23 protein-coding genes and 2 tRNA genes are annotated in these 23204 nt (G+C 60.2%); 21 read left to right on the forward strand and 4 right to left on the reverse strand.

Translation table 11 applies throughout. The features are described from left to right. Positions 1-156: 156 nt before the first annotated feature. From K6T64_RS13565 to K6T64_RS13585, 5 genes are all read left to right on the forward strand, one after another. Positions 157-324, forward strand: a complete 168-nt coding sequence (locus K6T64_RS13565) for a cation-transporting P-type ATPase (RefSeq protein WP_100667504.1) — start codon at positions 157-159, stop codon at positions 322-324. Between the two features lie 28 nt (positions 325-352). Continuing rightward, positions 353-1315: a TIGR01777 family oxidoreductase gene (locus tag K6T64_RS13570; RefSeq protein ID WP_288010698.1), complete on the forward strand. Its 963-nt coding sequence runs from the start codon at positions 353-355 to the stop codon at positions 1313-1315. Between the two features lie 180 nt (positions 1316-1495). After that, positions 1496-2812, forward strand: coding sequence for a glucose-6-phosphate isomerase (locus K6T64_RS13575; protein WP_288010705.1), 1317 nt, complete (start codon positions 1496-1498; stop codon positions 2810-2812). A gap of 323 nt (positions 2813-3135) precedes the next feature. After that, a tRNA-Ser gene (locus tag K6T64_RS13580) sits at positions 3136-3229 on the forward strand. 3 nt (positions 3230-3232) lie between these two features. After that, positions 3233-3306: transfer RNA gene (locus K6T64_RS13585), tRNA-Gly, on the forward strand. A 96-nt stretch (positions 3307-3402) separates the two neighbouring features. On the opposite strand, the gene K6T64_RS13590 is transcribed toward K6T64_RS13585, so the two are convergent. The 3 genes from K6T64_RS13590 to K6T64_RS13600 all read right to left on the reverse strand — a co-directional run bounded on the left by K6T64_RS13590 (position 3403) and on the right by K6T64_RS13600 (position 4461). Beyond that, positions 3403-3585, reverse strand: a complete 183-nt coding sequence (locus K6T64_RS13590) for a zinc finger protein 62 (RefSeq protein WP_013075890.1) — start codon at positions 3583-3585, stop codon at positions 3403-3405. Between the two features lie 129 nt (positions 3586-3714). Further along, positions 3715-4017 (reverse strand): DUF1292 domain-containing protein, encoded by a 303-nt coding sequence (locus K6T64_RS13595; protein ID WP_170085433.1) that lies wholly within the window; start codon positions 4015-4017, stop codon positions 3715-3717. A gap of 57 nt (positions 4018-4074) precedes the next feature. After that, positions 4075-4461, reverse strand: coding sequence for a YlbF/YmcA family competence regulator (locus tag K6T64_RS13600; RefSeq protein WP_157935420.1), 387 nt, complete (start codon positions 4459-4461; stop codon positions 4075-4077). A gap of 456 nt (positions 4462-4917) precedes the next feature. On the opposite strand from K6T64_RS13600, the gene K6T64_RS13605 reads away from it, so the two are divergent. After that, positions 4918-5391, forward strand: coding sequence for a hypothetical protein (locus K6T64_RS13605; RefSeq protein ID WP_170085435.1), 474 nt, complete (start codon positions 4918-4920; stop codon positions 5389-5391). 54 nt (positions 5392-5445) lie between these two features. Here the strand turns inward: K6T64_RS13605 and K6T64_RS13610 are convergent, their stop codons facing one another. Continuing rightward, positions 5446-5886 carry an IDEAL domain-containing protein gene (locus K6T64_RS13610; RefSeq protein ID WP_288010699.1) on the reverse strand — a complete coding sequence of 147 codons (441 nt, stop codon included), beginning with the start codon at positions 5884-5886 and terminating at the stop codon, positions 5446-5448. A gap of 159 nt (positions 5887-6045) precedes the next feature. Between K6T64_RS13610 and K6T64_RS13615 the strand changes: the two genes are divergently transcribed. The 15 genes from K6T64_RS13615 to K6T64_RS13685 all read left to right on the forward strand — a co-directional run. Further along, positions 6046-6672, forward strand: a complete 627-nt coding sequence (locus K6T64_RS13615) for an LON peptidase substrate-binding domain-containing protein (RefSeq protein WP_288010700.1) — start codon at positions 6046-6048, stop codon at positions 6670-6672. Next, positions 6665-6958 carry a hypothetical protein gene (locus tag K6T64_RS13620; protein ID WP_100667511.1) on the forward strand — a complete coding sequence of 98 codons (294 nt, stop codon included), beginning with the start codon at positions 6665-6667 and terminating at the stop codon, positions 6956-6958. Before K6T64_RS13615 ends, K6T64_RS13620 begins: the two co-directional genes overlap by 8 nt. 4 nt (positions 6959-6962) lie before the next feature. Continuing rightward, positions 6963-7436: a cysteine hydrolase family protein gene (locus K6T64_RS13625; RefSeq protein ID WP_232059647.1), complete on the forward strand. Its 474-nt coding sequence runs from the start codon at positions 6963-6965 to the stop codon at positions 7434-7436. 99 nt (positions 7437-7535) lie between these two features. Beyond that, positions 7536-7697 (forward strand): hypothetical protein, encoded by a 162-nt coding sequence (locus tag K6T64_RS13630; protein WP_170085439.1) that lies wholly within the window; start codon positions 7536-7538, stop codon positions 7695-7697. Between the two features lie 164 nt (positions 7698-7861). Then, positions 7862-8440 (forward strand): ATP-dependent Clp endopeptidase proteolytic subunit ClpP, encoded by a 579-nt coding sequence (gene clpP, locus K6T64_RS13635; protein WP_013075880.1) that lies wholly within the window; start codon positions 7862-7864, stop codon positions 8438-8440. Then, positions 8437-9564: a class I SAM-dependent methyltransferase gene (locus K6T64_RS13640; RefSeq protein ID WP_170085440.1), complete on the forward strand. Its 1128-nt coding sequence runs from the start codon at positions 8437-8439 to the stop codon at positions 9562-9564. Before clpP ends, K6T64_RS13640 begins: the two co-directional genes overlap by 4 nt. A 231-nt stretch (positions 9565-9795) precedes the next feature. Beyond that, positions 9796-10848, forward strand: coding sequence for a glyceraldehyde-3-phosphate dehydrogenase (locus K6T64_RS13645; protein WP_170085441.1), 1053 nt, complete (start codon positions 9796-9798; stop codon positions 10846-10848). Between the two features lie 102 nt (positions 10849-10950). Next, a complete protein-coding gene (locus tag K6T64_RS13650; RefSeq protein WP_353737821.1) occupies positions 10951-12099 on the forward strand; it encodes a cysteine desulfurase family protein in 1149 nt (382 codons plus the stop codon). A gap of 5 nt (positions 12100-12104) precedes the next feature. Next, positions 12105-13337 carry a tRNA uracil 4-sulfurtransferase ThiI gene (gene thiI / locus K6T64_RS13655; protein ID WP_170085443.1) on the forward strand — a complete coding sequence of 411 codons (1233 nt, stop codon included), beginning with the start codon at positions 12105-12107 and terminating at the stop codon, positions 13335-13337. Positions 13338-13368: 31 nt separating this feature from the next. Then, positions 13369-13515, forward strand: coding sequence for a hypothetical protein (locus tag K6T64_RS13660; protein WP_157935421.1), 147 nt, complete (start codon positions 13369-13371; stop codon positions 13513-13515). A gap of 117 nt (positions 13516-13632) precedes the next feature. Next, the gene (locus K6T64_RS13665) at positions 13633-14220 is read left to right on the forward strand and encodes an RsfA family transcriptional regulator (protein WP_170085444.1); all 588 of its coding nucleotides are present in this window, start codon (positions 13633-13635) and stop codon (positions 14218-14220) included. A gap of 97 nt (positions 14221-14317) precedes the next feature. Beyond that, positions 14318-17776, forward strand: coding sequence for a pyruvate carboxylase (locus K6T64_RS13670; RefSeq protein ID WP_288010702.1), 3459 nt, complete (start codon positions 14318-14320; stop codon positions 17774-17776). Positions 17777-18011: 235 nt separating this feature from the next. Further along, positions 18012-18302: a hypothetical protein gene (locus K6T64_RS13675; protein WP_133121247.1), complete on the forward strand. Its 291-nt coding sequence runs from the start codon at positions 18012-18014 to the stop codon at positions 18300-18302. 868 nt (positions 18303-19170) lie between these two features. Beyond that, positions 19171-19881, forward strand: a complete 711-nt coding sequence (locus K6T64_RS13680) for a response regulator transcription factor (protein WP_288010703.1) — start codon at positions 19171-19173, stop codon at positions 19879-19881. Between the two features lie 570 nt (positions 19882-20451). Then, the coding region (locus tag K6T64_RS13685) for a cadherin-like beta sandwich domain-containing protein (protein WP_288010704.1) at positions 20452-23204 on the forward strand (2753 nt) is incomplete at its 3' end.

Consider the following 23204-nt stretch of genomic DNA (forward strand, 5'->3'; position numbering starts at 1 on the left):
ACGGAGTGGTGAGTGTGCGGGATTATCATGCTTTGGGATTGATCGAGTAATGTGACTCTCGTCCCGGTGGGACTGCCGACCGCCCGGCCCGGATGGTATCATAAGGGGGGCATTGCCCGATCTGTTTGTTGGTGGAGTGGTGCGGAGGAGGGTAAGATGGGGGAGGAGCAAGCCCCGATGCATTCCGGGCTCACGGAGCGGGAAGCGGCTCAGCGGTTGCGGGTGAAAGGCTTCAACCACTTGCCCCAATCACGGCGAAAGCCCTTAAGCCGAATTGTCTTCGAAGTCGTACGGGAGCCGATGTTCTTGCCTTTCGAGGGTTAGATCGCCCGGGAACGAGGAGGACGGCCAGATGATAGGTCAAAGGGTTGGACACGCGGGGATCGTCGGCGTTACCGGGGGAACAGGTTTTGTCGGCCGGGCGCTAATTCGAGACCTGCTCCACTCCGGGTATGGCGTCATGATCGTGACTCGGGACCCGGAACGGTTTCGGCGGACCGTTCCTGCGGGTGCGGGGGTGGGGGAGGTGGAGGTCTGCGGATGGGATGTACTGATGGACCGGGCACGTCGCAAGCGGGTCGAGACCTGGGTACACTTGGCTGGTGAGCCCATCGCGGGGCGGCGTTGGTCAAAACGGCAGAAAGAGGCGATCCTCCGGAGTCGGGCGGAAAGCACCCGGCGGGTGGTGGAGGTCCTGTCCTCCGCTCAGGTCCCTGGCGGGGGCCGTCCGGTGTTGGTAAGCGCTTCGGCGGTGGGATTCTACGGGACCTCCGAGACCGCCGTGTTTACCGAAGAGGACCCAGGCGGGGATGATTTTCTCGCCACAGTGGTCAAAATGTGGGAAGAAGAAGCGCTTCGCGCCGAAAAGTTCGGCGCCCGGGTGGTCAGGGTTCGGCTCGGGGTGGTACTGGGGCGGGAGGGTGGAGCGTTGCCCCGGATGGTTTTTCCTTATCGCTTAGGAATCGGCGGGAGGATTGGCACGGGTCGGCAGTGGGTTTCCTGGGTACACCTGGCAGACGCGGTGGGGCTTTTTCGATTTGCCATCGAACGTCCTGTCCAAGGGGCGGTCAACGCGGTCAGTCCCAATCCCGTGACGATGGAAACCTTCGGGCGCACCCTGGCCCGGGTGCTGGGCCGGCCTTACCGGGTGCCGGTGCCCGGGGCGGCGTTGCGGGTCGTTTTCGGTGAGGGGGCGGACGTGTTGCTCCGGGGCCAGAGGGTGTTGCCCAAACGGGCGGAGCAGTGGGGCTATGTATTTCGGCACCCGGATCTGGAAGGGGCGCTGGCTGACATTTTCAAAGGTGGGGAACGCTGAGGGCGGGGAACGAACGACGAGGTCTTCCGAGGTGCAGGAGGCCACCATGGAGGGGAAGTGACGGGGCGACCGCTCCAGGAAACGTTTGTCTCCGCACGGGACGCATTGGGGGCGGATGGCCGAGGGGCCGGGGAAACCTTCTGGGGCCAGTGTGGGAGAGGGGGAGATGGGTTGATTCGTGTGCAGGTGGATGGGGCGCAGCCCTGGGTGTCCGGTGAGGCGCTCCGCCGACTGATGAGTCAGTTGGAAGCCGCCCAGGGTCGACTGTGGGACCCCAAAGAGGACGAGGGAAAAAAGGGGTGGTTAACCTGGCCGGAAGAGGACCATGACGGGTTGTGGCAGGAAGTGGAGGCGACGGCCACGGAGATTCGCTCCCGTGCGGATGTGGCGGTGGTGGTGGGGATCGGCGGGTCGTACCTGGGTGCCCGGGCGATGACGGCGATGCTCCGCCCGGGGTCGGAAATTTCCGGGTCCCGGGGATTTCCGGTGGTATTTGCGGGGTATCAGTTGAGCGAGGGGGAACTGTTGCGGCTGATGGACGACCTCGACGACCGGGAGCCTGCGCTCGTCGTTGTTTCAAAATCGGGATCCACCTTGGAACCCGGGGCCGTGTTTCATCTGTTGCGAACAAACTTGGAGAGGCGTTACGGCCACCAGGCCAGGGAAAGGATCTACGTGGTGACCGATCCGGAGCGGGGGGCGCTGCGAGAATACGCTGTCGAGAAGGGATATCGCCGACTACCGATACCCCCGGACATCGGGGGACGGTACTCGGTGTTGACACCGGTGGGGATGCTCCCGGCAGCGGTGGCGGGCATCGATATCCGGCGCGTTTTGACAGGAGCCCGGCGGGGATGGGAGGATTGCCGTCGTTTGGATTTGTGGGCGAATCCGGCAATCCTGTATGCCGCTGCACGACACTTGTTGTATTTGCAGGGCTGGATGGTGGAGGCGTTGGTGACTTACGAGCCCCGAATGGCTGACTTTTCCCGTTGGTGGCAACAATTGTTCGGGGAGAGCCAGGGGAAGGATGGCCGGGGGCTGTTTCCGGCGTTTCTCCATTATACGACAGATCTACACTCGATGGGGCAGTTTGTCCAGCAGGGACGGCGATTGTTGTTTGAGACGGTCCTCGACGTCGATGGGTCCTCGGCGCCCCAGCCGGCTGCCGGGGAGCCGCCGGATCCCCGGGCGGTGATTCCGGACGATGTGGACGCGGCCTCCGCTTATCTTGCCGGGAAGAGACTGGATTATCTCCAAGAGGCGGCGATGGCGGCCGTGATGGAGGCGCATCGGGAGGGCGGGGTGCCCCAGCTCTGGATTGAAGCGAAAGGGCCGGGGGAGGAATTGGTCGGCGAATTAGTCTTTTTCTTCGAGGCGGCCTGCGCCCTGGGCGGCTATCTGCTCGGGGTGGATCCCTATGACCAACCCGGAGTGGAGGCATACAAACGCAAGTTGAAAGCTCGTTTGTTGAGCGGGCCGGTTGCCGGAGCCTAGAAGAGCCAAAAAATCCTCCAGATGGGCAATGCCGAAGCAGTGAAGAAAAAAGGTGCCAACCTCGCCACGAACTGTGGTTGGTGTAAGATGCTGTTCTGTGATTGGAGCCGGATTCCGGGCGTATTGTGTCGTTTTAGGTGCATATCCGCCATGAATGGCGATTTTCGGGGAGGACATGACGATCCTGACGAGCCGAGCAGTTGACATGGAGACTCTGGAATCGATACAATGAAAACTGCCCGTTGCGGCTGCTGGTCCTGGTTGTTGACCCGGGACGGACTTAGCGAGAGTTGTCCCCGCTTATCTCATGGCCGCTGTCCCGCGGAGTGATGGCCGAGTAGGTCGAAGGCGCTCGCCTGCTAAGCGAGTATACGGCGACGAGCCGTATCGACGGTTCGAATCCGTCTCACTCCGCCATTCGCGGGTGTAGCTCAATGGTAGAGCCCCAGCCTTCCAAGCTGGTTACGTGGGTTCGATTCCCATCACCCGCTCCATGTCGTGGACAATGTAATTTTATCGAAACAATGGATCCCTGAAGAGGGATCCATTTTACTACATGGCCTGTATCGGTGGGATCCCGGCTGAAAGAATCAAGGGTTTTTGCGGCTCAGCGGGTGGAGGGTCACCGTTACCCGGACGGCGTATTCCCGGCCACAGTTCGGGCAGCGCCAGAGGCCGACAGGTTCGGGGTCGTACATCCCCACCTCCAGGTCTTCCGGAACTTCATAATAGTCGTGGCGTTGACAGGTCGGGCACACGACGAAAATCTCCATAATCCGGTCCCCCCCTGAGAACAAAAGCCGCATTTCTGCGGCTTCTTGCGATCGATAAAATCGGAGTCCCCCGGCCCGAAGAGACGGGGAAAGGCGCCATGGTTATCGAGCCGGGGGTGGACGCCGAGGTCAGTTGTCCTCCTCAACAGCTGCTTCATACGCCTGGACGACCCGGTCCCATTCCGCATCGTCTTCAATGTCCACTAAATATTCTTCGCCATCTGCGTCGGTGTCGATGCGGAGGACGACGCCGTCTCCTTCGGGTTCATCTTCGGGCACGAGAACGGCGTATTCCTTACCGCCAACTTCAATCACGTCGACGATCCGAAATTCCCGCTCGTTTCCATTCTCGTCCTCCAGGAGAACGGTTTCGTCATGATCGTGGTCGTGGTGTTCGTCGTGAACATGGTTGTCATGAGGCACGGATGCCATCGACTCCTCTCGGGGAATTCGACTCATCATAGCATGTTTTTCCGTTCCTCGGCAACCTTAATCACAACCGCAATCGCGTGGGCCGGGTGGAGGTTCAGGAGGATCCTGCATGGCGGACAGGATGGTCCGGGTCACCTCTTTCAAAAGGTCGTTCACCTGTTGCTGGGCATTCTTGAACGCTACGACCTCGGGGATGGCATCAAGGGCTTTCAGAATCTCCTCGATGCTTTCCTCAAGGGGCCGCAAATGCTCCCCGGAGCCGTAAGCCCTGAGGCGGTCCAGTTGTTCTTGTTGTTCCCGGAGTTCCCTCATGAGTGCCTGGGCTTCGGCGTTCTCGCCCAGGGCTTTCTCCGCCAGGCGGTACGCTTCGATTTCCGAAGAGTCGGCGATGAGCAGTCCCAGTTCGTAGGCTTGTGCCCATAATTCGTTCACGTCTAAAGCCAAGATCGTTCCCCCTTGACTGGGCTTTCGGACCCGGATAGCCGTCTGGACGGTCTGGGCGTCCGGCGTGTTGGCCCAGGATCATCGTATCGTTTCGATTGTATTCGGAGTGGATATCGGGTGCAAGGCGGATGGGATTGAGTGAAGGAACAATTTGATGACGTCGACGGAACGTAGAAATCCGGGAAAAGTGTTGGCTTGACTTGACGGGGACATTGGATTGTTTTTATGCTTAGGGGGAAGGGTACTGGAAAAGGAGGCGGATTCGTTATGCTCGGGGTGGTGGCCGCGGCGGCTGCGATTGTGGCGTTATTGTTTATGTGCGCGTCTTTGACGAAAGAGAACACCGAAGAAGCGGTGCGCAAGCAGTATCTGTCTTGGAAACGTTGACGGCGGTCGGCAGGGGGAAGCCCTGCCGCTGCCGTTTTCACACGTACGGGGATTCGGGGGGAGACGAAGGTGGTGTTTACGTTCACCAAGGCCCGGCCGTACGCATTTTTTTACGGGGAGGCCCACCTGGTGCTCTGGCAGTTCGACCGGGATGGGCGGAGGGACCTTTACGTCTTGCACGAAGGGGATGACGGCGGGGCCACTGTCCTCGAGTATCCGGGCGAGACATTCACGGAGAGGGTTTTGGCGGAGGTTGGGGATGTCTTTTTTGTGTCGGTGCACGAGGAGGACGAGGTGGCGGAGGCGGCTCTGGGTGCCCTGTTTGAACACCGGGGAAGGCGCTACGGAGCTTATTACGATCGCAAGGCCGAGACCAACCCGATGATCTGGTTTTTCCGGCTGGAAGGCGAACCGGGTGAGGTGGCGGTGGAGCCTCTGAACGGCCAGGAGCACCGGGAGATTTCCGAAGTGTTCGTCAAGCGGTATGGTCATCTGCTCGACATCCGCCAGGAGGGTTCCGAAATGGGGGAAGAGGGGGAATAGGCCGTCTCTGAGGGCGGTTCGCACAAAAAACGCCGGGTTTGACCCGGCGATGGGTTACTGTTCCAGCTGGGCAAGGCTTTGCGCGAGGCGAAGAAAGGCTCCCCGGTCCCGGCGTTCCAGCGCTTCATCGATCTGGCGCATCAACTCATCCCGTTTCTGAACGCGTTCCTCCACTTCGCGAATGACTTCCGTCACCGCGGCGGGGAATTGGATTTCGGGCAGGTTGATAAACACGTACAAAGTTTGTTCGCCTTCAAAGAATCGCTGCAAAGACGTCAGGATCTCGGGAGGCTGACTCAGCTTGGTGATCCGTCCGTCGATTGGCAGCCGGGCGATCATGCCGTGGCGACCGATGATGATGAGCGGTACGTGCTCCAGGATGATCGAGGTCATCTCGAGTTGCTGATGGTGCTGGGAGAGCAGTTCAATGACCGGACCGGCCCCGGGGGGGAGGATGCGGTTTTTCAATGCAAGCAGATGCTCCTTGGCCACCATTGCTCCACCCTCCTTACGGATCATCCGACGAGCAGATAACTCGTTCTTATGTATCATCATACGCAGAATGGGGCGGACGGACAACCCAAATTTCGCGAAGGATCCGGCATATCCGGTTGAAAATCCGAGCCGTAAAGGCATGAACGGAGGGATTCTCCATTGGAGTGGTTTGACCTCCCGCTGTTTCCGTTACACACCGTGCTCTTCCCCCGCCAGACTCTGGCTTTGCACGTGTTTGAACGGCGATACCGCACGATGATCGAGTGGTGTCTGATGCAAAGGGTGCCTTTTGGCGTGACCTTAATTCAAAGCGGGGATGAGGTCGGCGATGAGGCGGTGCCCCATCGGGTAGGCACAACGGCCTGGATTCAGGAGGTCACTCAATTCGCGGACGGGAGAATGTCGGTCAAGGTGATCGGCCGCCAACGGTTCCGTGTTCTTTATAGCGCTTATGACGGCCCCTGTCTTACCGCCCGGGTACAACCCCTCTACGATGTGGAAGAGCCGTTTCGGGAGATTGAGGCGTTGGTCGCCCGGGTAAGGGCGCAGTTTCACCATTATAACGCTGCCCGCCGACCCCAGAATCAGACCTCTTGGCACATCCCCCGGGATCCTGCCCGGCTGACCTGGCTGGTGGCTGGAACCTTGGAGCTGGACATCATGGAACGGCAGCGACTCCTCGCCTCGGGTAGGGCCAGTGAACGGCTGCTCATCCTCTCCTCGTGGCTCGAACAAGCCTTGCATCAGACGAGTCGATCGGAGCCGGGGGGAGGTCGCTGTGGGTAAGGGAGCAAAGGGCTGGGAGTGGTATCCGTTGCAGGAGTTGGACCGGATTGCGGAGTCCGCCAGGCGGGAAGTGACAGAGTTCGGCCCGCTGCTCCATCGAGAGCGGGAGGTCTGTCAAGCGACAGGCTGTCCCGAAGAGTTGATTGACCGTTTACTTGAAGCGGCGTCGGGGTATTATCAGGCAGTAGGAAGACTGGTCTGTGCCGGTTTGGTGAAGCGATTTACAAGCGAATTTCCCGATGATACCATGAGGACGGAATCTGACGATCGCGGAGAAAGGGCGTGAGGCGATGAAAAAGGCACTGCTGATCACCGATGTACAAGAGGATTTTTTGGGGAACACCCTGGATTACATTGAGACCCTATGCCAAAAGTACCTGGATGAACATGGCCACGAATATGATCTCATTATTCTCACTCACTGGGTGCACGAAGATAACCGAGGCGAGGATACGCTGTTGTTGCACCACGACAAGGCGGTGGTGGTGGAGAAAACGACGTACTCGGCCCTGAACCCCGAGGTGCGGGACCACCTGGAGAAAGCTCGAATCGAAGAGGTTCACCTGGCCGGAGTGGATTCTGAGACCACAATTCTGGCCACGATGTTTGCCCTCACGGACGCCGGTTACAAGGTGAAGATCCTGCAGCGGCTGTGCGGGTCGTATTTTACCCACGGTTCCAACACCATGGCGATGAAAGTCATGGGGCAGGTTCTCGGTCATGAGAATATCCTAAACGTGGGCGGGGACCGGGTCTGGATGTGAGGATCTGTCCCGCTTAGGCCACCCGCCTTGCGAGTGGGGAGAGCATAAACCCTTTGCCGACATCGCACAATAAGCGAAAAGCGGCGAAGGGGATGGAACATGTCCTGGATATACTGGGCAGGACTGTATGAGAGCAAGTTCGAAGCCTACTGCGCCGTCATGTGGGTGGAAGGGGATAAACGGATTCATGGACCCACCCCCCCAAAGGAAGTGGAGTTGTACCGGACCAGCCGGGGGAAATTCGGGGTCCGGTTTCGGTAGGGCTGACCGGTTGCCGTCAGTCTGTTCGAGGTATGGGCCCGGGTCAGGCTTGAACGAGCGCCCCTGGTCAAAGGATACTGGGGCGCTTTTTTCTTTGACCATTTTTGACCTTTGGAGTTCGATATGGCATAATGGGGATAAAGGTGGATGAAGGAGGGGAAAGTATGTATTTTGTACCGATTGTGGTGGAACAGACAAGTCGCGGGGAACGATCGTACGATATTTATTCACGTCTTCTGAAAGACCGGATTATTTTTCTCGGGACGCCCATCGATGACCAGGTGGCGAACTCGGTGATCGCCCAACTGCTTTTCTTGGCGGCCGAGGATCCGGAAAAGGACGTGTCGCTGTACATTAACAGCCCCGGGGGATCGGTGACGGCAGGGATGGCGATCCTCGATACGATGCAGTACATCCGTCCGGATGTGGCGACCATCTGTGTGGGGATGGCGGCGAGCATGGCAGCGGTGCTATTGGCAGCTGGAGCGAAGGGAAAACGGCGGGCTCTGCCCAACAGCGAAATCATGATTCACCAACCCTTGGGCGGGGTCCAAGGACAGGCGGTGGACATCAAGATCCATGCGGATCGAATTCTGCGGGTGCGGGAAAAGTTAAACCGAATTCTCAGTGAGAGGACCGGTCAGCCCCTGTCCCGGATTGAGGAGGATACCGATCGCGATCGGTTTATGTCGGCGGATGAAGCGAAGGAATACGGCCTGATCGACGACGTGATCCGACAGTGAGCCAGGTGTCGGATCCAAAGCCCCGGCAACCCGGTGCTTCTTCGGGGCAGGTCCCCTTAAAAGAGCGATTGGCCGAGCGGATTCGCCAGAAAGGGCCTATGACCGCTTTCACTTTCATGGAGTGGGCGCTGTACGACCCGGCGGGCGGTTATTACATGAGAGAACATGATGTGTTTGGGCGGGCTGGGGACTTTTACACCGCCCCGGATGTTCACCCGGTTTACGGAAAGACCATCGCGGCTTGGGCGGCGCAGCGCGCCCGCCAGTACGGGTGGCCGGACGTACGAATCGTGGAGTTTGGCGCCGGGACCGGACGGCTGGCGGAGCAGATTTTCGCCGCGTGGCCGGAGGTAGGGGTTGGGAGTGTCCGGTATTCCATCGTGGAGATCTCCCCGGCCTGGAGAAAGCACCAGGCCCGCCGATTGGAGAACTACGGGGCGGCGGTGGATTGGCCCGAGAAGATGCCGAGGTTGGACCGGGGTATAGTGATCGCCCACGAGCTTTTGGATGCGATGCCGGCCCACTTGTTACGGCAGGGCCCGGAGGGGCTGGAGGAGGCCTGGGTGGATCTAGGACCGGACGGTCGGTGGCTTCGAAAGTACGGCCCGGCTTCGCCTGAGGGGCGCCGGGCCTTTGAAGAATGGCGCCCGCGGGTACCTCCCGAGTGCGGGTTCGAGGTGGCCCCCGGTGCCACGGCCTGGATTCGTCGCGTGTTTAAACAGCTGAGGGAAGGGCTGGTCCTCATTGTCGATTATGGGGATGACGAGGATCGCCTGTATGGACCGCATCGTCCCCACGGTACCCTGCGGGCATTTTTTCAGCACCGGTGTCTCGATCGGTGGTGGGACGAGCCGGGGGAGAGGGATATCACGGCGGATGTGAATTTCACGGTCTTACGGCGGGTCGCCCAGGCAGTGGGCGGAGAAGTGGTTTTTGAAGGGTCCTTGGGCGAGTTTCTGTGGGATGCGGGAATTGCCCGGGAATTGTCCGATTGCCCAGCGGACCAGCCCTTTGATCCTCGGGCCCGGCGGAATCGCGCGATCAAACAACTCCTTCTCCCCGGGGGTCTCGGTGAAGCGTTTCGGGTGTTGGAGATCCGTAAAGGGGTCGATGCGGAATGCTGAAGAAATTATCCATCGCTCTTGTGCTGGCCGGCGCCTTGTTTCTGATCATGGGGCTGGCGTTTATCCTCCGGGGGGCGCAACCGTAATCACAGGCTCTGGACTTTGATGGGTTTTCCCGATGTTCGCGGAAATGTGACATACTTTTTCAAGGGTCATGAAAAACAGTATAGAACAATCGGGTGAAACCATGTACAATGGAAGGGAGGAATCTGCGGGTAGGGAGGCAGGTCGATGGCAATTCGAGTCGGCATCAACGGATTTGGACGAATCGGCCGGATGGTTTTGCGGGCGGCACTGCGATTTAGCGATGTGGATATCGTGGCCGTCAACGCCACAGCGGACGCGGCAACATTGGCACACTTGGTGAAGTACGACTCGGTCCACGGTTTATTCCGCGGAGACGTGGAGGCCGGGGACGGTTGCCTGTGGGTGAACGGCCGGGAGATCCGGCTGCTGAGCGATCGGGATCCACTGCAGCTACCCTGGGGGGATCTCGGCGTCGACATCGTCATCGAGGCGACGGGGAAATTTCGGGATCGGGATGGAGCCAGTAAACATTTGCAGCAGGGCGCGAAAAAAGTGGTCATTACCGCCCCTGGGAAAAACGAAGATGTCACCATCGTCATGGGTGTCAACGAAGATGTGTATGATCCTTCCCGGCATCACATCCTTTCGGCGGCCTCCTGTACGACGAACTGCCTGGCTCCGGTGGCCAAGGTGATTCACGATCGGTTTGGCATTGTTCAGGGCATGATGACGACGGTTCACGCTTATACCAATGACCAGCGGAATTTGGATAATCCCCACAAAGATCTGCGCCGGGCCCGGGCGTGTGGGCAGTCGATCATTCCCACCACCACCGGAGCGGCGAAAACGGTGGGCAAGGTATTGCCGGAGTTAGCGGGTAAGCTGGACGGGATCTCCCTCCGGGTGCCTACTCCAGACGTATCCATCGTGGACTTGGTGGCAACCTTGGAAGAGCCGGCCACGGTGGAGGAGGTCAACCGGGCGTTGCGGGAGGCCTCCCTCGGTCAGATGCGTGGGGTGCTCGATTACACGGAGGAGCCCCTGGTTTCCATCGATTTTGTCGGACGCAGCGCATCGGCCATCGTGGATGGACTCTCCACAATGCAGGTGGGAGACCGGATGATCAAGGTCATGGCCTGGTACGATAACGAATGGGGGTACTCCTGCCGGGTGGTGGATCTGGTTCGCTACATTGGGCGGCATGGGTTGGAGCGTCAAACGCCCGGGGAGGCCGTGGTGGGCGCGTTCGGCGGCTGATCCCGGATCGCTCCGGGTCCTGAGAACAAAGAGCCCTGGACAGCGGTTGTACCGTTGACCGGGGCTTTTTTATAATGGTAAACGAACCGCCAGCGGTGGGAGGTGAAGCGGTTGATCTATCTAGACAACAGTGCGACCACGCGGCCGCTTCCGGAAGTGGTGGAGGCGGCAACGGCTGCACTGCGGGAGCAATACGGCAATCCTTCTTCGGCGCATCGCCTGGGGTTGGCGGCGGAGGACGTGATAGAGGACGCCCGGGCGGATGTGGCCCGGTTGCTCGGCGTCAAAGCGAAGGAGATCGTATTCACCTCCGGGGGCACCGAGGCGATTAACGCCGCCCTGGTGGGGACGGCCCTGGCACACCGGGGACGGGGCAAGCACATCGTGACCACGGCGGTGGAGCACGCCGCCGTTCTGGAAACCTGCGGTTTCCTGGAGCAGGTCGGTTTCGAGGTCACCCGGGTCCCTCCGGAACCAAACGGAGTGGTGGATGCCCGGGCGGTGCTTGGGGCGTTGCGGGAAGACACGATCCTGGTCTCGGTGATGCACGTCAACAACGAGACGGGAGCGATTCAGCCGGTACAGACCCTGGGCCAACAGCTCAAGCGCTTGCCCAAGGTCATTTTTCATATTGACGCGGTCCAGTCCTTTGGCAAATTGGCCGTACCCTTGACCGGAGTCGACTTGATCTCTCTCAGCGCCCATAAAATCCACGGTCCCAAAGGAGCAGGAGCGCTGTATATCCGGGAAGGCCTGAAATGCGAGCCGCTGCTTCACGGTGGGGGCCAAGAGGCGGGGCGGCGCTCGGGAACCCCGGGGGTGCCGGCTATCGCCGGAATGGGGGCGGCCTGCCGGTGGTGGCTGGCCCACGGTCAGGAAGCCGTCAGGCAGTTGTCGGAGATTCATGCGGCTTTTATCGAGGTGTTGCGGCAAAAGGTGCCCGGACACAGGCTGAATTCACCCCCAGACGGGGCGCCTCATATCGTGAACCTGTCTTTCCCCGGCTTTAAAGGAGAAGTTTTGGTGCACGCTTTAGAGGAACGGGGGGTTTACGTGTCCACCGCTTCAGCCTGTTCCTCCAGATCGGCGAAGGGCAGTCACGTTCTCCGGGCGATGGGGGTGGCGCCGGAGGTGAACGAAGGGGCGCTGAGATTCAGTTTTAGCCCTTTCAACACTGTGGCCGAAATGGAGGAGGCCGGGGTGGCCTTGGCCGAGGTGGTGAAAGAACTGCGGCCGATGATGCGGAGGTAGGCGGGATGTATCGATTATTGCTGGTGCGGGAAGGCGAGGCGGCGCTTAAGGGAAAGAACCGGTCCTCTTTTGAGCGCCGTTTGTTGGACAATATAACAATGGCTTTGCGGCCCTTCACGGAGGCGCGAGTGTACCGGTCGGACGGGAGGGTGTTGGTGGACGTGGGAGGACATCCCTGGGAAGAGATCGCCCAGGCCGTATCCCGGGTTTTCGGAGTGGTCTCCCTCAGTCCGGTGCGGGTGGCGGGGCACGACCTAGAGGACATCGAAAACGCCGCCGTGGACCTGATGGAGCAGGTGGTGAAAAAGGCTGAAGCCGGTGGGGGCAGCGCGAATCAACCGTTGACATTCAAAGTGGAGGCCAGGAGGGCGTTCAAAGGCTATCCCTTGACCTCGCCGGACATTAGCCGCCGGCTGGGAGGCGCGGTGCTTGCCCGGGTTCCCGGGTTGCGGGTGGATGTCCACGAGCCCCAGGTGGAACTGGCTGTGGAGGTTCGGCCGGAGGAGGTGTACCTGTTCGCCGAGAGGATTCCCGGGCCGGGGGGACTCCCGGTGGGGGTGAGCGGACGGGCGATGCTCCTGTTGTCAGGGGGTATCGACAGCCCGGTGGCGGGCTGGATGACGATGAAACGGGGCGTTCAGGTGGAGGCGGTCCATTTTGATAGTTATCCTTTCACCAGTGAACGGTCCCGGAGAAAGGTGGAGCAGCTGGCTGACATCCTGGGGCCTTTTGAGGGCGGGATGACCTTGCATGTGGTTCATTTTACCGACGTTCAAAAGGCCATCCGGATGCACTGCCCCGAACCCTTCTACGTGACGATCATGCGGCGGATGATGGTGCGGATCGCCGAGCGCATTGCCGCCCGGCGACGGGCTTTGGCCTTGGTGACCGGGGAAAGCCTCGGCCAGGTGGCGAGCCAGACCCTGGAGAGCATGGTGGCGATCAACGAAGTCGCGACCCTTCCCATTCTGCGGCCGCTGGTGGCCTGGGATAAAGTGGAGATCATCCGCCTCGCCCGCAGCATCGGGACATACGAGACCTCGATTCAACCGTACGAGGATTGTTGCACGATTTTTACGCCGCGAAACCCGAGCACCCGGCCCCGGTTGGACCAGGTTCACCGGGCGGAGGAGAAGCTCGACGTCGAAGCGTTGACGCGCGATGCGGCAGATCGCGTAGAGTCAGCAACCTTTGGGAGGAACTGGTCGCCGGCGGGCTCCATGGACGGGGCATACTAGAGTTGACCCACCATCAAAAGGAGGGGTCTTCATGGGAGCAGCAAGGCGATGGATGCGCACCCTGTCCACGGTGCTGGGGATCATCGGCGGGATCATGACTGTCCGCTCGGCCTTACTGCGCCGGCGGCAAAATCCGGCCCAGGCGTGGATCGGACGCCTGAGGCGGCGGGTCATGTAGAGGTTCGGGGGATTGCGAGGGCGGGTCTGCAGACCCGCCTTCTTTGGAGGTGCGAGGTTTAAGAATTCGGAAGGAGGGGTATACCGGGGATAGATCACGGAATATGGGGGATTCTGCATGAAAACGATGCGACAGGATGCCTGGACGGCGGAAGACGATACCCGCCTGGCGGAAATCGTGCTGCGGCACATCCGGGAAGGGAGTACTCAACTCGCCGCCTTTGAAGAAGCGGCGGAACTGTTAAATCGGACGGCGGCGGCTTGTGGATACCGCTGGAATGCTTGTATACGAAAACATTGTCAGCCGGCGATCGACGTGGCGAAAAGGCAGCGCAAAGCCCGGGGGGTTCCCTGGCGCCGGGGGGCGGATTGGGAACGGGCCCGGGAAGGGAGTGAAGCCCAGCCTTCTTTATCGTGGGGGGGCGTCATTCGTTTTCTGCGCCAGTATAAGCAAGAGTACCAGGGGCTGTACGTCCGGGTGAAACAGTTGGAGCGGGACCTTGAGCGCGCCCGGGAGGAATTGGCCGTCTTGCGGGAAGAGCGGGAAGAGTTGGCAGAAACCTGTGAGCGCTGGAAACAGCGGTACGAAAGTTTGTCCGACGATTACCGGACGATGCTTGGCATCATGGACCGGGCGGAGCGAAATGTCCGGGCGACAGAAGTGTGTCTGCGCCGGGTGGTGGGGGAGACGGAATCGTCCGATTGACATCGGCATGAGTCGGCCTGAATCCTTGCTCTTGGGCAATGCAGACATCTTATTGTATACTGGAGCCCAGGAGAACAAGACCGGGAGGGGGGCCGTCATGCAAGAGATTCGTCCATTCTCGAAGCTCCTCGTCGCCAACCGCGGAGAGATCGCCATCCGCGTCCTTCGGGCGGCGACAGAGCTTGGCATTCATACGGTCGCGATTTATTCCAAGGAAGACAGCCTGGCACTGCATCGCTATAAGGCGGACGAGGCCTACCTCATCGGGGAAGGCAAGGGGCCCGTGGAGGCATACCTCGACATCGAAGGCATCATCGCCTTGGCGAAGCGGTTAGAGGTCGACGCCATCCACCCGGGTTATGGATTTTTAGCCGAGAATGCCCGTTTCGCCGCTCGTTGCGAAGAAGAGGGCATTGCGTTTATCGGGCCGCGGCCTCAGCATCTGGAAGCTTTCGGGGATAAGGTGACGGCCCGCCAGATGGCGGTGGACGCGGGACTGCCGGTGATTCCCGGCACCCCGGAACCTGTGCGCCAACTCCAGGACGCCCTGCGATTCGCCCGGGAGCACGGCTTTCCTTTGATTGTGAAGGCTGCTGCCGGGGGCGGCGGCCGGGGCATGCGGGTGGTGCGCCACAAGGAAGATCTGGAAGAGGCCCTGAGCCTGGCCCGTTCAGAAGCGGAAAAGTCTTTCGGGGACGGCACGGTGTATCTTGAAAAATTCCTGGAGCACCCGAAACACATCGAGGTGCAGATCCTGGGGGACCGGCACGGCAATCTGGTGCACTTATTCGAGCGGGATTGCTCGATCCAGCGCCGTCACCAAAAGGTGGTGGAAATCGCCCCGGCCCTGACGTTGACCGAGCCCCAGCGCCAGGCGATTTGCGACGCGGCCCTCCGGCTGATGCGCCGGGCGGGGTACGTCGGCGCCGGAACGGTGGAATTCCTGGTGGCCCCGGACGGGTCGTTCTATTTTATCGAAGTGAATCCGAGGATCCAGGTGGAGCACACGATCACCGAACTGATCACCGGCGTGGATTTGGTGCAGGCTCAAATCCTCATCGCCCAAGGGTACCGCTTAGATGACCCGGCCATCGGCATCCAGAGTCAGGAGTCGATCCACCGCCGGGGATATGCGATCCAATGCCGGGTGACCACTGAAGATCCGGACAATCATTTTGTCCCCGATACGGGCAAAATCCTCGCGTACCGCAGTGCGGCGGGGTTCGGGATCCGCCTGGACAGCGGCAACGGCTACGCCGGGGCGGTGATTCAACCATATTACGATTCCCTGCTGGTCAAAATCTCCGCCTGGGCCCTGACGTTCGAAAGCGCGGCCCACAAGATGCTGCGTTCCCTTCGGGAGTTTCGCATCCGGGGGGTCAAGACGAACATCCCCTTTCTCGAAAATGTCGTCCAGCATCCGGATTTTCTCGCCGGGCGGTGCGATACCTCGTTCATCGACGGACATCCGGAGCTGTTCCGGACGGCGAAAAAACGGGACAGGGGGACCAAATTACTGCAGTTTATCGGGCGGACCACGGTGAACGGCCACCCCGGCATCAAAAAACCTGAGAAAAAACCGCGGTTTCGGCAGGCTTTGGTTCCGGATTTTCCCGATGTGGCCCCAAGTGAAGCCAAGGGGATCCTGGACCGGGAGGGGCCCGAGGCCCTGGCTCGCTGGGTGATGGAGCAAAAGCCCCTTTTGGTGACCGACACGACGTTCCGGGATGCCCATCAGTCCCTTTTGGCGACCCGGGTGCGGACCCAGGATTTGCTCCGGGTGGCGGAGGCGACGGCTAAGGGGCTTCCCCAGCTTTTTTCGTGGGAGATGTGGGGCGGCGCCACCTTCGATGTGGCGATGCGATTCTTGAAGGAGTGCCCTTGGGAGCGCCTTGCCCGGATGCGGGAGGCGGCTCCGAACGTTCTTTTTCAGATGCTATTTCGCGGTGCCAACGCCGTGGGATACACAAACTATCCTGACAACGTAATCACCGCCTTTGTGCGGGAGGCTGCCCGATCGGGAATCGACGTGTTCCGGATTTTTGACAGCCTGAACTGGCTGCCCGGGATGGAGTTGGCGATCGATGCGGTGCGTCGGGAGGGGAAGGTGGCCGAGGCGGCGCTGTGTTATACCGGGGATATCCTCGATCCGAAACGGGACAAGTATACGCTGAAGTATTATGTAAACCTAGCGAAAAACCTTGAGCGGGCCGGGGCGAATATACTGGGGATCAAAGACATGGCCGGGCTGCTCAAACCTTATGCCGCAGAAGTCTTGATCCGGGCGCTAAAGGAAGAGATCGGCATACCGATTCACCTTCATACCCACGATACGAGCGGCAATGGCGTGGCCATGCTCCTGAAGGCCGCAGAGGCCGGGGTGGATATTGTGGATACGGCGATCAACAGCGTGAGCGGTCTGACCTCTCAACCCAGTATGGGGGCGGTGGTGGCGGCCCTGCGTTTTCAGGAGCGGGACACGGGCATCGATCTCGGGGCGGTGGACCGCTTAAGCCACTACTGGGAAGTGGTGCGGTGCTATTATGAGCCCTTTGAGAGCGGGCTTCGGGCGCCTTCCACAGATGTCTATTATCATGAAATGCCCGGTGGACAGTTTACGAATCTCCGCCAGCAGGCCGAAGCGGTGGGGCTTGGCACCCGTTGGGATGAGGTGGTGCGGGCGTACCGGGCGGTGAACGATATGTTCGGGGATATCGTCAAGGTGACACCCTCGTCCAAAGTGGTGGGGGATCTCGCCCTGTTTATGGTTCAAAATGGCTGGTCCCCGGAGGATGTGATCACCCGAGGGGAGACGGTGGATTTTCCCCAGTCGGTGGTGGAGTTTTTCCGGGGGTACATCGGCCAACCGCCGGGAGGTTTTCCGCCGGAGCTCCAGAAGGTGGTTCTCAAAGGCAAGGAACCGATCACCTGCCGGCCGGGGGAGCTCTTGGAACCTTTTGATTTTGCGGCGGCGAGGCGGCATCTGGAGGAGAAGTTTGGACGGGCCTTTTCGGATCGGGACCTGCTGTCTTATGCGCTGTATCCCCAGGTGTTTGAGGAGTTTGTGAGGCACAGGGAGGAATTCGGAGATGTGTCGGTACTGGACACCCCGACATTCTTCTACGGTCTGCGCCTGGGGGAGGAGATCACCGTCGATATCGAGCCGGGGAAGACGCTGATGGTGCAGCTGACCTCGGTAGGGGAACTTCGGCCGGACGGCACGCGGGTGGTTTATTTTGAACTCAACGGCACGCCCCGGGAAGTGACGGTGCGGGACGAAAGTGCCCAAGTGCTCGTCCAAGAGCGGCGGAAGGCCAACCCCGCAGTGCCCGGGGAGATCGGGGCCACGATGCCCGGCAAAGTGAGCAAAATCATGGTCGAACCCGGGGATGAGGTCCGGCGGGGCGAGCTCCTCATGGTGACCGAGGCGATGAAGATGGAAACGGCGCTCCAGGCTCCTTTTGACGGAGTGGTGAGGGAGGTGCTGGTGAAGGAATTGGATTCTGTGGAGGCGGGGGATTTGCTGCTGGTGATGGAGAAGGTGGCCGGGCGGTAAGAGCGGAGGCTGGCGGCCTCGGTGCGGCGGGGCGATCTTCACGTGGCGAGCAGGAACGATGGAGCCGGCCGGGGGAGGAGGAGCCCCGCGCGAACCGCCGGGCGGCGACACGGCCGACGGATGGCTCTGTGGATCAAAAACCGGCGCGCGGCCCAAGTTCATCGGGACAGATGTCGGTGGTAGTGGCCCCTGAATATCCTGGTTAGCGGACGCAAACCTAGGGGAAAGGGGCTGCGTGGGGTTGTTTGCGAGCACCTTTGATTTGGATTGGGACCTGTTGTGGCAGGATGGCTTTAAGAAAGTGAAAGAAGTGCACGACGACGATCTCGATCGGATGGAGCGGTACCTGCGGGTGTTGGACCGGATGCACGAGATGATGATGCGCCGGGAGCAGCTTTTGATGATGATGCATTATCGCCAGGTCATGATCCGTTATAACGAGATGGCGATCACGCACATGATGCACGGCCACCATCCGTATCATCACAAGGCGATGGCCATCGCCCAGGCGCATCATCATTATTGAGCGTGATGAAGTTGCGGAGTGTGTTTTTCGGTGCGCCCCGCCGGGGGCGGGCCGACCAGGCGGCCTTTGGGCCGCTTTTTTGGTGCGGCGTGCTCAGAAAGCACGAGCTATCTAAGTCGATAAAAGCCCTATGAAGGTCCTCGGAAACATCGCTGCCGCCCACCTCCAAGATCTCGGTCAGACCCACGGTGTCCGCCGTAATGTTCTTGATCGTTAAGCTCGTGATCGTGTTTCCTCACCCCTTTACATGTGTTCCAAAGGAGGCAATCGGTTCCCACCATTGTCTGCCCAGATCAATGTTAGTTCCCAATACGTAAATTGAAAGTTTCCGAGGTTCACCTGGATGGTCTCACCCGATGCCGAAGTCCTCGCCAGTCCTTAAATTCCCGAATGCCGCAATGCTTGTTTTTTTGCGGAATGGAAGATTCAGGATATATTTTAAACCGGTTTTAATGTTCATTCTTTACAATGATAAGGCCAAGTCTGTAGGTCTACGTGCCCAGGTCAGCGGACAGGGGGAGTTATGATAAAAGGTTGGATGGGGATGGTGAGACGTTCGGCCGTTCTCGTTTTGATCTCGCTGATCGTGAGTGCGGCCGGATGGCCGCCTGTGACTGCATCGGTCGACGGACCGGCGTGGATGAGCGGAATCGGAAACTAGGGGGATTCCTGTGTCGCCCTGTGGAACATGACCAAGACCCATACCAATTTTTTCGCGGGCGTGTGCTTCGCCGTGTTCCTTTGCTTCGGGTGGAACCCGGTCGCTCGGGCGGACGAGCCCGTCGCGGTTCGAGGCACCGTTGATTTCTCTTCCTGGGATTGGATCCGGCAGGGCACGGATCATCGGAATGGAAAAGGAGTTCTGGGCATGAACGAGGAACACAAGGTGCTGGTTGTGGATGATGACGGAGAACTCCGCGAATTGGTGGAACTGTATCTGCGAAGCCACGGGTATCGGACGGCGTCGGCGGAAAACGGCAGGCGGGCGTTGGAGCTGTTGTGTCGAGAACAGCCCGACCTTCTGATCCTGGACGTGTTGCTTCCGGATATGAACGGCGTGGAATTGTGCCGGATGATCCGCCGAAGCTCCGACGTGCCGGTGCTCTTCTTGAGCTGGAAGGGAACACCGGGCGATATTGTGGCCGGGCTGGAGGAGGGCGGGGACGATTATTTGACGAAGCCCTTCGACCCCATGGTTTTGGTGGCACGGGTCAAGGCCCGGTTGCGGCGGCCGGGGAGCGCGCTTTACCGGGGGGCGGGGATGGGAAGCGTTCGATTTGGAGATGTCGAAGTCAACTTCCGCTCTTTGGAGGTTCGGGTGGCCGGCAAGCGGGTGGATCTGTTTGCCAAAGAACGGCAACTGTTGTTTTTCCTTCTTCAACATCCCGATCAGGTCTTCAGCGCGACCCGGCTGCACGAACAGGTGTGGGGGTGGGACGCCGCCAGCGATGAGCGGACCGTGATGGTGCATATCAGCAATTTGCGCAAGAAAATCGAACCGGATCCGGTGTGCCCGCGATATATCCAGACTGTGCGGGGATTCGGATATAAGTTTTCCAGCGAAGGGGAACACGGTTAAGACCGGGCCCATGGATGCCCGCATTTTCGAACCGCCCCAATGCCCCCAAACTGCACCGGCCTGCGGTCTTTTCGTATGCGTTCGGCGGGGCGTCCTCCATTCGCTCCTGGTTGATCCCTCGTTGAGCGAGCCAACAACGGATACCTCCAACAGAATGCGGTCCGCTGCCGGTTGGGAGACCATGGCCTCTTCGGCTGTTCACGGGCCGATGTTTGTCCACGTTTCCCCACGAATACTCAGCACCGTAAAGAACCCGTTCTCCCCTCGGAATAGGAAAAGGCTCACCACATTGTCGGGACCTCGACATGACGGGATTTTGGCAATCCGGGGCAACCGAGGTCGGATGTGGACAGAACCGACCGGGGGCTCCGAGACTTTTTTTTGTAAAGACGGAAGAATCACGACGATTTTTAACTGGTTTTAAGGTTGACTTCCTATAATCATAGGGTGTCGCGGGCACCCGACGACCCGGAACGGGACCGCGAGGGCTCAGGAGTGAAACCGTCCTGTCGATGAGCGAAGAGGGTATCCAGGTGTCCCACGGTGATCCGGGTAAAAGGGGACAGAGATGTGAAAGACGCCGGAGGGGCGGCCATGATCGGCGGACGGGCCAGTCAGGAGCCAGGAATGGAGGAATGGAGGGAAACGAAAAGAATGGATCACGACAACAGAATAAAGACAGGCCGAAGGGCTGGAACGGGGATGGGTCGACGGTCCGCTTCCGGTCGAGTGGGTCAATGGTTGCTTTGTCTGGCGTTGTCGGCGGCTCTGTGGCCTTGGTATCCCGCGTCGGCGGCTGTTCTCGGAAAGGCCACCGTTTCGGCGGGCGGCGGTCATTCGTTGGTCTTGACCTCGGATCAGACGGTATGGGCCTGGGGGGACAACACCAACGGGCAATTGGGGGACGGGACGACGACGGGCCGTCAAACCCCGACCCCGGCCCAGGGGTTGTCTTCGGTTGCCCAGGTGTCGGCGGGTGAGAGCCACAGCCTGGCCCTTATGTCGGACGGACGGGTCTTCGCGTGGGGCAAGAATTCCTCCGGTCAATTGGGGAACAACTCCACAGTCGATTCCAATGTTCCGGTCCAGGTGCAGGGACTGCCGACCAATGTGACGGCGGTGGCGGCGGGCGGAAATCACAGCCTGGCGCTCACGTCGGACGGACGGATCTATGCGTGGGGGTCGAATTCGTCCGGTCAACTGGGAGACGGGACGACGAACAATGCCACTGCGGCTGAGCCGGTGGCGGGGTTGCTCATCGGGCTAAACCCTGTGGCGGTGTCGGCCGGAAAAGATCACAGTCTGGCCTTGATGCAGGACGGAACGGTCTATGCGTGGGGCGGGAACAGCTACGGCCAACTGGGGAATGGAACGACCACGGCGAGCAAAGTGCCGGTGCAGGTCACGGGGTTGGCCAATGTGGCGGCGGTGTCGGCCGGGGGATACGACAGTCTGGCCCTGACGTCCGACGGCTACGTTTATGCGTGGGGGTTGAATTCGTCCGGTCAACTGGGAGACGGGACGACGGCGAATCGCAATACGCCTGTTCGCGTGTTCAACGTGCTTTCCACCGGTGCCCTGTTGACCGACTTGCAACTTTCCGACGGATCCAACAACCCGATTGCTTTGATTCCCGGTTTTACATCCACCACCATGGATTACACGGCAACGGTGGGGGCGGGGGTCAATCAGGTTTTGTTGTATGCAAAGCCGGCAACCTCCGGAGTGACGATGACCCTCACGGTGAACAGCCAAAGTCCTGTGTCGCTGGCGGTGGGTGTGAAACAGTCGGTTGCTCTTAGTCCGGACCCGACGAACACGCTGAAAATCACGGTGATTCAAGGAAGTGTGATCAGCACTTATACCATCACCGTAAACCGGGCGAAGAGCAGCAATGCGAACCTGAGCGGGGTGGATGTGAGCCCGGGGTCGCTGAATCCGGTTTTTGATCCGAACGTGCTGACTTACACCGTGCAAGGGGCGGGACAGGCGAGCAGCCTGACGGTGACGCCTCACTTGGCGGACAAGTCGGCGACGGTGACGGTGAACGGCACGCCGACCGGGGATGGGCAAGCGGTGACGGTGCCCCTCAATCAAGGAGGCAACCTGATCCCGATCGTCGTGACGGCCCAGGATGGGGCCCAGAAACAGTACACGCTTTCGGTTAACGGAACGGTGAGCAACGCCGATCTCGGAAGTCTGACGGTCAGTCCGGGGACGCTGAGCCCGGCCTTCTCGGCGACGACCACGGCGTACACGGTGAACGTGGGCAATGAGGTTGACCACGTGGATGTGACCGCTTCTCCGTCGGATCCGAAGGCCATGATGCTCTGGAACGGCAGCGTGTGGAAGGCCGGTCAGGTGCAGACAGTGAACCTGAATGTGGGATCGAACACGTTTGCGTTTCAGGTGATAGCCCAGGACGGCACCACGAAGACGTACACGGTGACGGTGATCCGGGCGAAAAGCAGCAATGCGAACCTGAACGGGCTGGACGTGAGTGTGGGGACACTGAACCCGAGCTTTAACCCGAACACGCTCAGTTACACCGTGCAGGGAGCGGGGTCGATCGACAGCCTGACGGTGACGCCTCACCTGGCGGATCCCACGGCGACGGTGACGGTGAACAGTCAGCCGGTTCAGGACGGGAAGCCGTTCACGGTGTCCCTGAACCAGGGACCGAACACGATCTCGATTGAGGTGACGTCTCCGGACGGGACGACCCAGAAAGTGTATACGCTTTCGGTCAACGGGACGGTGACCAACGCCGATCTGCAGAGCCTGACGGTGACTCCGGGAACGCTGAGCCCGACCTTCTCGGGGACGACCACGGCGTACACGGTGAACGTGGGCAATGCGGTCGACCGGGTGGATGTGACGGCGGTTTCGCTGAAGACCGGTGTTTCGATGCTCCTGAACGGCAGTTCCTTGGTTTCCGGACAGGCGCAGACGGTGAACCTGAACATCGGCTCGAATGTGCTGTCGATCCAGGTGGTGGCCCCGGGCGGAGGGACGAAGACCTATACGGTGACGGTGTACCGGGCTCCGTCGACCAACGCCGACTTGGGGAGCCTGACGGTGAGCGCCGGGACGCTGAATCCGGCCTTCTCGGCGACGACCACGGCCTACACGGTGGACGTGGGCAACGGAGCGAACCAGGTGACTCTGGGGGTCGCGGCGGCGGTTCCGGGAACGGTGACGGTGAACGGGCAAACGGTCAGCGGCGGCAGTTGGACGAGCCCGACCCTGCAGGTGGGGGCCAACGTGATCACCATCGTGGTGACAGCCCAGGACGGCACGACCACCAAGACGTACACGGTGAC

This window comes from Kyrpidia sp. (assembly GCF_023512215.1).
GTDB lineage: Bacteria > Bacillota > Bacilli > Kyrpidiales > Kyrpidiaceae > Kyrpidia > Kyrpidia spormannii.

Bases quoted from the DNA above. Each gene is read 5' to 3' on its own strand.
- K6T64_RS13660 (WP_157935421.1), top strand. From the start codon at position 13,369: ATGGGAGCAGCAAGGCGATGGATGCGCACCCTGTCCACGGTGCTGGGG.
- K6T64_RS13610 (WP_288010699.1), bottom strand. From the start codon at position 5,886: ATGGTGGCCAAGGAGCATCTGCTTGCATTGAAAAACCGCATCCTCCCC.
- K6T64_RS13645 (WP_170085441.1), top strand. From the start codon at position 9,796: ATGGCAATTCGAGTCGGCATCAACGGATTTGGACGAATCGGCCGGATG.
- K6T64_RS13630 (WP_170085439.1), top strand. From the start codon at position 7,536: ATGTCCTGGATATACTGGGCAGGACTGTATGAGAGCAAGTTCGAAGCC.
- K6T64_RS13670 (WP_288010702.1), top strand. From the start codon at position 14,318: ATGCAAGAGATTCGTCCATTCTCGAAGCTCCTCGTCGCCAACCGCGGA.
- thiI (WP_170085443.1), top strand. From the start codon at position 12,105: ATGTATCGATTATTGCTGGTGCGGGAAGGCGAGGCGGCGCTTAAGGGA.
- K6T64_RS13565 (WP_100667504.1), top strand. From the start codon at position 157: ATGGGGGAGGAGCAAGCCCCGATGCATTCCGGGCTCACGGAGCGGGAA.
- K6T64_RS13595 (WP_170085433.1), bottom strand. From the start codon at position 4,017: ATGGCATCCGTGCCTCATGACAACCATGTTCACGACGAACACCACGAC.
- clpP (WP_013075880.1), top strand. From the start codon at position 7,862: ATGTATTTTGTACCGATTGTGGTGGAACAGACAAGTCGCGGGGAACGA.
- K6T64_RS13680 (WP_288010703.1), top strand. From the start codon at position 19,171: ATGAACGAGGAACACAAGGTGCTGGTTGTGGATGATGACGGAGAACTC.
- K6T64_RS13665 (WP_170085444.1), top strand. From the start codon at position 13,633: ATGAAAACGATGCGACAGGATGCCTGGACGGCGGAAGACGATACCCGC.
- K6T64_RS13570 (WP_288010698.1), top strand. From the start codon at position 353: ATGATAGGTCAAAGGGTTGGACACGCGGGGATCGTCGGCGTTACCGGG.
- K6T64_RS13590 (WP_013075890.1), bottom strand. From the start codon at position 3,585: ATGGAGATTTTCGTCGTGTGCCCGACCTGTCAACGCCACGACTATTAT.
- K6T64_RS13625 (WP_232059647.1), top strand. From the start codon at position 6,963: ATGAAAAAGGCACTGCTGATCACCGATGTACAAGAGGATTTTTTGGGG.